Here is a 12,235-nt window from a genome sequence, read left to right on the forward strand (position 1 = left end):
GGGATCACCGGCGGACCAGGGCAGGACGGCCCGGACCCGCAGGCCCCCGGACCCCCCGCCCCCCGGACCCCCCGCCCCCGGGAGCCCCGGACCCCTGGGGCCCGGCCGCCGTTTCCGGCAGCATGGGCCCCATGGCATCCGCACTGACGCGCGACGAAGCGCAGCTCCGAGCCCAGCTCCTCGACGTCCACCACTACGCCGTCTCCCTCGACCTCACCACCGGCGACGAGACCTTCGACTCCGCGACCGTCATCCGGTTCAGCGCCCGTACCTCCGGCGACACGTTCCTGGAGCTGAAACCCGACGAACTGCGCTCCGCCCAGCTCGACGGGCGCCCCCTCGACCCCGCCACCCTCACCGGCAGCCGCCTCCCGCTCACCGGCCTCGGCGAAGGCCCCCACGAACTGCGCGTCGACACCCGCATGCGCTACTCCCGCACCGGGGAAGGCCTGCACCGCTTCACCGACCCCGAAGACGGGGAGACGTACGTCTACACCCAGATGTTCATGGACGACGTCCAGCGCGTCTTCCCCGCCTTCGACCAGCCCGACCTCAAGGCCGTCTTCGAGTTCACCGTCACCGCCCCCTCCCACTGGTACGTCCTCGCCAACGGCATCACCACCCGCACCGGCGACCGCGACACCGACGGCGCCGGCACCTGGACCTCCGCCCCCACCCCCGTCATCTCCACCTACCTCGCCGCCATCGCCGCCGGCCCCTGGCACAGCGTCCGCACCGACCACGCCGGACTGCCCTTCGCCATCCACTGCCGGCGCTCCCTGGCCCCCTACCTGGACGCGGACTCCGAGGAGATCCTGTCCGTCACCAAGGACTGCTTCGACCGCTACCACGAGAAGTTCGCCGAACCGTACCCCTTCGACTCCTACGACCAGGCCTTCGTCCCCGAGTTCAACGCGGGCGCCATGGAGAACCCCGGCCTCGTCACCTTCCGCGACGAATTCATCTTCCGCTCCGCCGTCACCGACACCGAACGCCAGCGCCGCGCCATGGTCATCGCCCACGAGATGGCCCACATGTGGTTCGGCGACCTCGTCACCCTGCGCTGGTGGGACGACATCTGGCTGAACGAGTCCTTCGCCGAGTACATGGGCTACCAGACCCTCGTCGAAGCCACCCGCTTCACCGGCACCTGGACCGAGTTCGGCATGGAACGCAAGCCCTGGGGCTACGACGCCGACCAGCGGCCCTCCACCCACCCCGTCGCCCCCGACGCCGTCCCCGACACCGCCTCCGCCCTCCTCAACTTCGACGGCATCTCCTACGCCAAGGGCGCCTCCGCACTGCGCCAGCTCGTGGCCTGGCTCGGCGAGAAGGACTTCCTCGCCGGCATCAACACCCACTTCACCCGCCACAAGTTCGCCAACGCCTCCCTCGCCGACTTCGTCGACTCCCTCGCCGCCCACACCGAACGCGACGTCCACGCCTGGGCCGACGTATGGCTGCGCACCACCGGCATCGACACCCTCAGCCCCCACATCGAGGAGGACACCGCCGGCTGGACCCTCACCGTCGGCCACCACGGCAGCCGCCCGCACCACATCGGCGTCGGCCTCTACGACCGCGACCCGGCCGGCGGCGGCCTCGAACTGCGCGAACGCCTCAGCCTCGACGTCCCCACCGACGAGGTCCTCTCCGTCAGCGGTCCGCGCCCCGCGCTGATCCTCCTCAACGACGGCGACCTCAGCTACGCCAAGGTCCGCCTCGACGCCACCTCCGTCGAGACCGCCCTGCATGACCTGTCCGCCCTGCCCGACCCGCTCACCCGCGCCGTCGTCTGGAACTCGCTGCGCGACATGGTCCGCGACGGCGAACTGGCACCCCAGGCCTACCTGGAGACCGCCCGCGCCCACCTCCCCGACGAGCAGGACCTGGCCGTCGTCCAGGGCGTACTGGCCTTCGCCCGGACCCACATCGCCGCCCGCTACGTCGCCCCCCGGCAGCGCACCGCCGCCCTCGCCACCATCACCGACACCGCCCGCGCCCTGCTGCGGCGCACCGAGGACGGCTCGGACCCCGGCCTGCGCCTGGCCGCCGTACGCGTGCGCATCGACAGCGCCACCCAGCCCGACACCCTCGCCACCTGGCTGGCCGACGGCACCGTGCCCGGCGGCCCCGAACTCGACCCCGAGCTGCGCTGGCGCATCCTCGCCCGGCTCGCCGTACTCGGCGCCGTCGGGGAGGACGAGATCGCCGCCGCCCTCGCCGCCGACCCCACCGCCACCGGCGAGGAAGGCGCCGCCCGCTGCCGCGCCGCACTGCCGACCGCCGAGGCCAAGGAAGCCGCCTGGAACCGGCTCTTCCACGACGACTCCCTGTCCAACTACCTGTTCAGCGCCACCGCCCAGGGCTTCTGGCAGCCCGAACAGGCCGACCTCGTCCAGGACTACGTCCCCCGCTACTATCCCGAGGCGGTGGCCGTCGCGGCCCGCCGCGGACCCGCCATCGGCGACGCCGCCGGCCGCTGGGCCTTCCCCGCCCACGCCGTCGACGAGGACAACCTCCGCGCCGGGCGGGCCTGCCTGGACGACCCCGACCTGATCCCGCTGCTGCGGCGCAAGCTCGTCGACCAACTCGACGACCTCGCCCGCGCCCTCCGCGTCCGCACGCCGGCCTGACCGATCCCCCCAACCGGCCGCCCCCGCCCGCGACCCGGGCGGCCGGCCGTGGAGGATCTGCCCGCTGCGGGGTCGCCGACCCGGGCCGGGCATCGGCCGGCGTCCGGCAGGCGTGGGCGGGGCCCCGGCCGGCCGACACGGTACCGCCGGCGCACGCGCCGGACCGCGGCCCCGCCCGGGCCGCCCTGACCGGCCCCGCCCGGCCGGCACTGGGCCGCCGGCCTGGGGCCGGCCTCCGGCTCCGCCGCACGCGCCGGACCGCGGCCCGGCCCCGGGGTCTGACCGGCGCGGGATGTCCGGCATCGGCCGACCACCCGCGTCGGCCCACCCCCGCCACTGGCCGGCCGGCGTCGGCGCGTGCGCGGAGCCGCCACCGGCCCGCCCGCCGCCTGCCGCCTGTTCCGCCGCACGCGTCCAGCCACCGCTCTGCCCGGCAGGGCCGACCGCACGCTCCGGGCCGCCGCCCCGGAGGCCGGGCGCGGGGGACCGGCATCAGCCGACCGCCCGCGTCAGCCGGCCCGTGTCGGGCGACTGCACGCGCCGGGCCGCCGCCGCGCTGCCCGCGCCCGCGGCGCTGCCGCACCCGTCCGCACACGCCGGGCCACCGCCGCGCCCGCGTCAGCCGGCCCGTGTCGGGCGACTGCCCGCGCCGACCGGCCTGCTGGGGCCGCTGCACGCTCCGGGCCGCCGGCCCGCCCGCGGCGCTTCCGCGCCCGCCGCACGCGCCGGGCCACCGCGCCGCCCGGGAGGGCCCCGGTCGGCGCCCCGCCGCAGGCGGGGCTGGGGTCGAACGGGCGGACGTGCACCCCACCCGTACGGGGCAATCAGACAAACCCCGGCGGTTACCCCATTCGGGTCTGATCGTTGTGCTGGGCGGGGACCAGGCTGTCCCCGCCCAGACTCCGTTAAGGACAACCGGATGACCAGCCCGCCCGGCCCCCCGCCGCTGCCCCCGCTCGCCGGCGGCCCCGGCGGCGCCGACGCCCTGCGGCCCCTCCTCGACACCGTCCTCGACGCGCTGCGCACCGGAGCCCGAGAACGCGGCGGACCCCTCCCGGCCGGCGGCCCCGCAACCGTCACCGCCCGCGTCCGGGCCGCCCTGGGCGACGTACTCCCCACCCACGGCACCGGCGACCACGAAGCCCTGCGCACCCTCGTCCACATCCTCGCCGCCGGCGCAGCCGACCCCGCCGACCCGCTGTGCGCCGCACACCTGCACTGCCCGCCGCTGGCCGTCGCCGCCGCCGCGGACCTCGCCGCCAGCGCCCTCAACCCCTCCCTAGACTCCTGGGACCAGGCCCCCGCCGCCTCCGCCGTCGAAGCGCTCCTCACCCGCACTCTCGCCGCCGAGTTCTACGGCACCCCCCGCGCCGACGCCCTCGTCACCACCGGCGGCACCGAAGCCAACCAGCTCGCCCTGCTGCTGGCCCGCGAACGCCACGGACCCCGCCTCACCGTCCTGCACGGAGCCAACGCCCACCACTCCATCCCCCGCTCCGCATGGCTCCTCGGACTGCCCCCCGCCATCGCCCTGCCCACCCCCACCGGGACACTCGACCCCGACCACCTCGCCGAAGCCCTCACCCGCACCACCGGCCCCGTCCTCGTCGCCGCCACCGCGGGCACCACCGACGCCGGCCTCATCGACCCCCTCGGCCCCCTCGCCGACCTCTGCCACCAGCACGGCGCCGACCTCCACATCGACGCCGCCTACGGCGGCCTCCTCGCCCTCAGCCCCCGTCACCGCGCCAAGGTCGCCGGCCTCTCCCGCGCCCACTCCCTCACCCTCGACCTGCACAAACTCGGCTGGCAACCCGTCGCCGCAGGACTCCTCGCCGTCCCCGACACCGCCCTGCTGGCTCCCCTCGCCCACCAGGCCGACTACCTCAACGCCACCGACGACACCGAAGCCGGCCTGCCCGACCTCCTCGGCCGCTCCCTGCGCACCACCCGCCGCCCCGACGCCCTCAAGATCGCCACCACCCTGCGCTCACTCGGCCGCGACGGACTCGCCCAGCTCATCGACCTCACCTGCGCCGCAGCCCACCGGCTCGCCGAACTCCTCGACGCCCACCCCCGCTTCGAGCTCCACGCGCCCCCCACCATCAGCACGGTCCTCTTCCGCCCCACCCCCACGGACGACGACCACCTCGCGGCCCTGCGCCGCACCCACCTCCTCGACGGCAGCGCCGTACTCGGCCGCGCCACCGCCGACGGCCGGCTCTGGCTCAAAGCAACCCTGCTCAACCCCCACACCACGCCCCAGGACCTGCAAGCGCTCGTCACCCTCCTGGCCCCGTCCCCGTCCCCTTCCCGGAAGGCAGCACCCACCGATGACCGCGCAGCCCGACGCACCCCATGACCTCGCAGGAATCGGCATCGGCCCCTTCAACCTCTCCCTCGCGGCCCTCGCCCACGGCCTGCCCCGCCAAGGCACCGGCGAACTGGCCACCGCCTTCTACGACCAGCGCCGGGACTTCCGTTGGCACCCCGGACTACTCATCGACGGAGCCACCCTCCAAGTCCCCTTCCTCGCCGACCTCGTCACCCTCGCCGACCCCACCAGCCCATGGAGCTTCCTCAACTACCTCAGGCACAAGGAACGGCTCTTCCCCTTCTACTTCGCCGAGCAGTTCCACATCCAGCGCACCGAATACGACGCCTACTGCCGCTGGGTCGCCGACCGCCTCCCCGGACTCCACTTCGGCCACCAGGTCGACGCCGTCCGCTGGAACCCCGAACGCGACCTCTTCGAAGTCGACTTCACCCAGCTCGACGCCGCCGGAGAAGCCGAAGCCCTCGGCCGCACCTACAGCCGCAACCTCGTCCTCGGCATCGGCACTGCCCCCTTCGTCCCCGAACCCCTGCGCCCCCTCGCCGAAGCCCCCACCGTCCCCGTCATCCACTCCTGTGACTACCTCGACAACCGCGAACGCGTCCTCGGCGCCGAACACGTCACCGTCATCGGCTCAGGCCAGTCCGGAGCCGAGGTCTTCCTCGACCTGCTCCGCGCCCGCCCCGCCGGCCGCGAACGCCTCACCTGGCTGGCCCGCACCCCCGCCTTCGCCCCCATGGAGTACTCCAAGCTCGGCCTGGAACACTTCACCCCCGACTACACCCGCTACTTCCACTCGCTCCCCGAACCCGTTCGCGACCAGCTCGTCCCCGTCCAGTGGCAACTCCACAAAGGCATCGACGCCGAGACCATCGCCGCCATCCACGAAGAGCTCTACCGCCGCACCCTCAACGGCGGCTGGCCCGACGCCGTCCTCACCCCCGGCGTCAGCGTCCGCACCGCCGGCCGCGTCGCCACCACCAAGGTCGAACTCCACCTCGAACACACCCAGCAGGGCACCCGCTCCCGCCTCACCACCGACGCCGTCGTCCTCGCCACCGGCTACCGAGAACGCCCCCTCACCAGCCTCCTCGCCGGTCTCGACCCCTACCTCCGCAAGGACTCCGCCGGCCGCCCGCGCATCGACGACCGCTACCGGATGATCCTCGACCCCAGCATCACCGGCAGCGTCTACGTCCAGAACGGCGAACGCCACACCCACGGCGTCGGGGCCCCCGACCTCGGCCTCGCCGCCTGGCGCAGCGCCGCCATCCTCAACACCCTCACCGGCAAAGAGCCCTACCCCCAGCCCGCCCGCACCGCCTTCACCACCTTCGGCCTCGACCAGCGGGAACACGCCCGCCCCCACCCCACGAGCGAACTGCTCCCGCTGGTCGAACACCCCTGACCGCAACCGGGTCAAGCGGCGACTACGAGAAGACCGGCACCCCGGCCCGCGTCAGCCGCCAGTCCACCGAAGCGAAGGCCGCCGGGTCGATCGTCCCCTTCGCCTTCACCCACTGGATGATCGTGTTGCGGATCTCCTCCGAGTTCGACCACAACTGCTCGGCCTGCGGGACGTGCGGGAAGTTCCCCCCGCCCGAGGCCCGGTAGTTGTTCACCGCGAACACGAACCGCGCCGCCGGATCCACGGCCTTCCCCTGGAAGGACAACCCCGCGATCCGGGACCCCACCGGCTGCGCGATGTCGATGTCGTACGTCAGGCCGTACACCGCGTCGTAGTTGTAGTCCGGGACGCCCTCGGAGTTCGTCAGCTTCGCCGGATCCACCACATCACCCGGAGCGGTACGCACGTAGTACCGCGCCGAGTACTCCAGGTAGTCCTTCAACTGCGCGCCGGTCAGCAGTCGCGCCTCAAGGGTGTTCTCGAACGGGTACAACCCCGCCGCATCCTTGATCGTCACCTGGCCCGCCGGAATCGCCGCCGTCCGGGAGAAACACGACGCCTGGGACAGCACCGGCAGCGCCGCCCACTGCGTGCCCGCCAGCGCCGCCTTCACCGTCTCCGCCTGCACATGGTTGATCAAATCGATGATCGGGACGTCCTTCACCGGCCCGTCCGCCGAATCCATCGCCCCCACCGACGTGCCGATGACCTGGTTGACGTACGCGACGACCTTGCGGTGCTCGTCCGACAACAACCGCGTGATCTTGGGGTCCTCCACCGCCGTGTTCGAGTTCAGCACCTGCGCCGCGACCTTCGCCACCGACCACCGGCCCCGCTCCCACACCAGCTCGAAGTCGAACAGCGTCAGCCGCTGCCCCCACTTCAACGGCTCGGACAGCACCACGTCCCTGCCCGTCGCCTTGTTCCGCACCCGGTACTCGGGGATCTCCGTGTGCGCGTGACCCACCAGGATCGCGTCGATCCCCGGCACCTGCTCCGCCACCAGCCCGGCCGCGTTCTCGACGTACGGCAACTGGTCCCCGTAGCTCGACGTACCGCTCGACCCCGAATGCGCCGACACGATCACCACGTCGGCCCCCATCGAACGCAGCCGCGGCACGTACTTCGCCGCCTGCTCCTCCAGACCCGGGAACGTCATCTTCCCCTGCACGTTCGCCTTGTCCCAGATCGCGATCCCCGGGTTCGTCAGCCCCAGCACCGCCACCTTCACGTCCCGCCCGTGCGGAGTCCGCAACCGGTGCATGCTGTACGGCGGAAACGCCGGCTGCAACGTCTTCGCGTCCAGCGCGTTGGCCCCCAACAGCGGGAAACGGCACTGCTCCTGGAACTTGCGCAGCACCGGAATGCCGTAGTTGAACTCGTGATTGCCCAGCGCCGCCGCGTCGTACCCGATCGCGTTCATCGCCTGCGCCATCGGATGCACCGGCCCTCGCCGCGCCGTGATCGGATCCACCTTGGCGTAGTAGTACGCCAGCTGCGTGCCCTGGATCGTGTCACCCGCGTCGATCAGCAGCGTGTTGCACCGCCCCTTCGCCGCCCGCACCTGCTCCACCAGCGTCGAGATCTTCGCCAGACCGACGTCGTTGTGTGCCTTGTCGTCGAACTCCCTGTCGGTGAAGTAGTCCCAGTTGAAGACGTTCCCGTGCAGGTCGGTCGTCCCCATCACCGTGAACGAGTACGTCCGCGGCCCCGGCCGCCCGCCCGCCGCGGCCGCGGCCGGGGTGCTCGTGGCCCCCGCCAACGCCACAGCCGCACCCGTCGCAGCCGAAGTACCCAAAAATGTCCTGCGGTCGAACGCCATGCCATCTCCCCTTGTGAGGCGCTGTTCAGAAGTACGGGCAACGCGCGTAGATTCTGACCCACAGGTAACAAGGCACAACACCCCCACCAGGTTTCGATCCGATGACCACACCTGTACGAGCGGCAGTGCGAGAGTGAAGCCATGACCCAGGACCCCGCGCACCAGCCCTACGGAACCCCCGAAGTCCCGCGCGTCGCCGTCCGCGGCGAAGCCCGGATCGAAGTCGACCCCGAGATCGCCCGCATCGGCGTCACCGTCAACGCCCGCGGCACCGACCGGCGCACCGCCCTCGAAGACCTCACCCGCCGCAACAACGCCGTACTCGACCTCATCAAGAGCTACGGCGACCCCGTCGAGAAACTCGAAACCGGCGCCTTCTCCATCACCCCCGAACTCACCCGACACGGCCGGGCCGAACGCGTCCGCGCATACCACGGCCGCGTCCACATCACCGCCGAACTCAACGACTTCACCACCCTCGGCGAACTCACCACCCGCCTCGCCGACCTCGAACTCACCCGCGTCGACGGCCCCTGGTGGGCCCTGCGCCCCACCTCGCCCGCCCACGGCCAAGCCCGCCGCCAAGCCGTACTCGAAGCCGTCCAGCGCGCCCGCGAGTACGCCGAAGCCCTCGGCGCCCGGCTCGCCGCCCTCGTCGAACTCGCCGACCTCGGCGCCGAGAACGCCACCCCCTTCCCCGCGGCCCCCGGCTCCGGCATGCGCACCATGGCCTACGGCGCCCCCGCCGAAGACGCCGGCGCCCCGCCCCTCGACCTCGAACCCCAGCGCCAGACCGTCTACGCCCAGGTCAACGCCCGCTTCACCATGACCCCGCCCCAGCTCTGAAAACCCCCTCCGCACGACATCCGGGGGTGCTCATCGGAGCACCCCCACGCACATTCAACAAATGTCAACAACCCTTTGCCCAACGGTTGTTGTGTGGACACCCGGAACCAATTTCCTACTCCCTGGTAGGGGCATACGCTCGTTCCATGCGCCGAGCGAAAATCGTTTGTACCCTGGGACCCGCCACCGACTCGTACGACCAGATCAAAGCCCTGGTCGAAGCCGGAATGGACATCGCCCGCCTCAACCTCAGCCACGGCACCTACGCCGAACACGAGGAGCGCTACCAGCGCGTACGCAAGGCCTCCGACGAGACCGGCCGCAGCGTCGGCATCCTCGCCGACCTTCAAGGCCCGAAGATCCGACTCGGCCGCTTCCGCGAAGGACCCGTACTCCTTGAACGCGGTGACGAATTCGCCATCACCGTCGAAGACCACGAAGGCGACCGCCACACCTGCGGCACCACCTACAAAGGCCTCGCCGCAGACGTCACCACCGGCGAACGCATCCTCGTCGACGACGGCCGCGTCACCCTCCAGGTCATCGGCATCGACGGCCCCCGCGTCCAGACCCTCGTCATCGAAGGCGGCATGGTCTCCGACCACAAGGGACTCAACCTCCCCGGCGTCGCCGTCTCCGTACCCGCCCTCTCCGAAAAAGACATCGACGACCTCCGCTGGGCCCTGCGCGCGGGCGCCGACATCATCGCCCTCTCCTTCGTCCGGAGCGGCCGCGACATCGAAGACGTCCACCGCATCATGGACGAAGAAGGCCGCCGCCTCCCCGTCATCGCCAAGATCGAAAAGCCGCAGGCGGTCGACAGCATCGACGACATCGTCGCCGCCTTCGACGGCATCATGGTCGCCCGCGGCGACCTCGGCGTCGAAATGCCCCTCGAACAAGTCCCCATCGTCCAAAAGCGCGCCATCAAACTCGCCAAGCGCAACGCCAAACCCGTCATCGTCGCGACCCAAATGCTCGACTCGATGATCGAGAACTCCCGGCCCACCCGCGCCGAAGCCTCCGACGTCGCCAACGCCGTCATCGACGGAACCGACGCCGTCATGCTCTCCGGGGAAACCAGCGTCGGCAAATACCCCGTCGAAACCGTACGCACCATGGCCCGCATCGTCGAAGCCGCCGAAGAGGACATCCTCGCCAAGGGCCTGCCGCCCCTCACCGAACGCAGCAAGCCCCGCACCCAAGGCGGCGCCGTCGCCCGCGCCGCAGCCGAAATGGGCGACTTCCTCGGCGCCAAATTCCTCGTCGCCTTCACCCAGAGCGGAGACACCGTCCGCCGGCTCTCCCGCTACCGCTCACCCATCCCCCTCCTCGCCTTCACCCCCGACCCCGCGACCCGCTCCCAGCTCAACCTCACCTGGGGCGTGGAAACCTTCCTCGGCCCCCACGTCGACTCCACCGACGCCATGGTCGACCAAGTCGAAGAAGAACTCCTGCGGATCGGCCGCTGCGTACCCGGCGACATCGTCGTCATCACCGCCGGCTCACCCCCCGGCGTCACCGGCTCCACCAACCTGGTCCGCGTCCACCACATCGGCGACGCCGTCAGCTGACGGCGCCGGGCCGCCCGCGTACAACCGGCCCGCCGGGAGCACCCGCTCCCGGCGGGACGCCGTCACACCAGGTCGGTACGCGGATCGACCGCCCAATGGTTGGCCGCCAGCACCCGCCCCGCGAACACCACCTCACGCGCGGCGAGGAGCCGGAAACCAAGAGACCGGCAGATACCGTTCGAAGCGCCGTTGCCCACCGCCGGAAACGCGTGCACCAACCCCCAGCGATCCTCCTCCCGCGCCCGCTCCAGCAAACTGCGGACGGCACGCTTGCCCAGCCCCCGCCCCTGGAACTCCGGCAGGACCATCCACCCGATCTCCGACACCGGACCGTCCTCCGATTCGTGGGACCACAAGGTCACCGAGCCCGCCACCACCGCCGGCGCGGCCGGATCCGGAACGATCATCTTGATCCAGTCGAGATCCGCCGCCGCCCTGCGGACGTCCCGCTCGACCTTCTCCTCCATACCCGCACGCGGCAACGGCCCGCCCAGATCGCCCATCATCGCGGGATCGCACCGCATCCTCACGTACGCATCGACATCGCCGAGCTCCACATCACGCAACCGCACTGCCCACTCCCTCGGTTCGCCGGACCGCTCCGATTCTCTCCGACCGCTGGAGAACGCCTGGAGACCGACGGCCGACCCCGCATAACACCTTGACCTCAAGCTAACTTGAGGTCCTATCTTCACCGCATGGACTTCAAGCCCTACCCCCAGGAACAGCTCGCCGCCCAAGCCATCGGCTACTGGAGCCGCGAAGCCGCCAACCTCGTCATCACCGGCCTGCGCACCGCCCTCGCCGAAGAAGACCTCACCCAGCCCCACTGGTGGATCCTCAACCACGTGGCCGGCGCCCCCGGCGCCTGGACCAGAACCGCCCTCACCGGCAAACTCACCCGATTCGACGACCAGCACACCGACTTCGAAGCCGTCTACGACGACCTCACCACCCGGGGCTGGCTCACCACCACCAACGGCACCCTCGCCCTCACCGTCGAAGGCGAAGCCGGCCGCCTGCGCGCCCACGACCGCAACGCAGCCGTCCACACCCGCATCCGCCAGGGCATCGACACCCCCACCTACGCCGCCACCATCGACACCCTCCGCCGCATGGTCGCCAACCTCGGCGGCAACGCCGACCTCCCCTGATCCCTGCTGACAGACCCTCCCGCTACCGTCCACCCATGGGTTTCACCAGCGCTTGGGCCATCAGCAGCCACGCCATCGGCCCGGCCAGGGCGGCCCTCCTCCCGGGCTGGTGCGGCAACGCGTCCATCAGGGCCGCCGACGCCTTGCGGGCGATGGAGACGTTGAGGTGGGGGCACTGCCGCGCGCGAGGATCGTCCACTGGACCCCGTCCTTCGCCAGGGTGTCCGTACAGAGCCTGCGGATGTCGTCCGACCTGTTGGTGAAGGAATACCGGGGGTACTCGTACCGCTTCCCGTTCCGTACGGTCCAGTTGGTCACCCGGCACCCGTCGGAATGGATCAGCCCCCTCAGGAACTCCCAGGGGATGGGGGCTGATGCAACCGTCGCCCAGGCTTGTTTGCTGACCGAGTTCAGGCTGCGCCCGGCGGAGAGCAGGGCCGGTGCGTTTCGGCGGGTCGCG

8 protein-coding genes and 1 pseudogene are annotated in these 12,235 nt (G+C 71.5%); 6 read left to right on the top strand and 3 right to left on the bottom strand.

From position 1 onward, the window contains the following. Window positions 1-131: 131 nt before the first annotated feature. From pepN to ACWGH1_RS10500, 3 genes are all read left to right on the top strand, one after another. Window positions 132-2,636, top strand: a complete 2,505-nt coding sequence (gene pepN / locus ACWGH1_RS10490; RefSeq protein WP_453357071.1) for an aminopeptidase N — start codon at window positions 132-134, stop codon at window positions 2,634-2,636. Between the two features lie 919 nt (window positions 2,637-3,555). After that, complete coding sequence (locus tag ACWGH1_RS10495) at window positions 3,556-4,998, top strand: pyridoxal phosphate-dependent decarboxylase family protein (RefSeq protein ID WP_453355270.1); 1,443 nt, start codon at window positions 3,556-3,558, stop codon at window positions 4,996-4,998. Next, window positions 4,970-6,379 carry a lysine N(6)-hydroxylase/L-ornithine N(5)-oxygenase family protein gene (locus tag ACWGH1_RS10500; RefSeq protein WP_453408613.1) on the top strand — a complete coding sequence of 470 codons (1,410 nt, stop codon included), beginning with the start codon at window positions 4,970-4,972 and terminating at the stop codon, window positions 6,377-6,379. The genes ACWGH1_RS10495 and ACWGH1_RS10500 overlap by 29 nt, the downstream gene beginning before the upstream one ends. A 22-nt stretch (window positions 6,380-6,401) precedes the next feature. On the opposite strand, the gene ACWGH1_RS10505 is transcribed toward ACWGH1_RS10500, so the two are convergent. After that, a complete protein-coding gene (locus ACWGH1_RS10505; RefSeq protein WP_453355272.1) occupies window positions 6,402-8,201 on the bottom strand; it encodes a bifunctional metallophosphatase/5'-nucleotidase in 1,800 nt (599 codons plus the stop codon). Window positions 8,202-8,342: 141 nt separating this feature from the next. On the opposite strand from ACWGH1_RS10505, the gene ACWGH1_RS10510 reads away from it, so the two are divergent. Both ACWGH1_RS10510 and pyk read left to right on the top strand, forming a co-directional pair. Further along, window positions 8,343-9,047, top strand: coding sequence for an SIMPL domain-containing protein (locus ACWGH1_RS10510; protein WP_453355273.1), 705 nt, complete (start codon window positions 8,343-8,345; stop codon window positions 9,045-9,047). Between the two features lie 146 nt (window positions 9,048-9,193). Then, entirely contained in the window at window positions 9,194-10,621 is a 1,428-nt protein-coding gene (gene pyk / locus ACWGH1_RS10515; protein ID WP_453408614.1) for a pyruvate kinase, read from the top strand. 62 nt (window positions 10,622-10,683) lie between these two features. Here the strand turns inward: pyk and ACWGH1_RS10520 are convergent, their stop codons facing one another. After that, on the bottom strand, window positions 10,684-11,193 hold the full coding sequence (locus ACWGH1_RS10520) for a GNAT family N-acetyltransferase (RefSeq protein ID WP_453357290.1): 510 nt from the start codon (window positions 11,191-11,193) through the stop codon (window positions 10,684-10,686). A 126-nt stretch (window positions 11,194-11,319) separates the two neighbouring features. On the opposite strand from ACWGH1_RS10520, the gene ACWGH1_RS10525 reads away from it, so the two are divergent. Further along, a complete protein-coding gene (locus ACWGH1_RS10525) occupies window positions 11,320-11,775 on the top strand; it encodes a MarR family transcriptional regulator (protein WP_453357291.1) in 456 nt (151 codons plus the stop codon). Window positions 11,776-11,893: 118 nt separating this feature from the next. On the opposite strand, the pseudogene ACWGH1_RS10530 reads toward ACWGH1_RS10525, so the two are convergent. Further along, window positions 11,894-12,141 (bottom strand): annotated as a pseudogene (locus ACWGH1_RS10530) (transcriptional regulator); the annotation flags it as partial. Between the last annotated feature and the right edge of the window lie 94 nt (window positions 12,142-12,235).

The organism is Streptomyces sp. NPDC054883 (assembly GCF_053610645.1).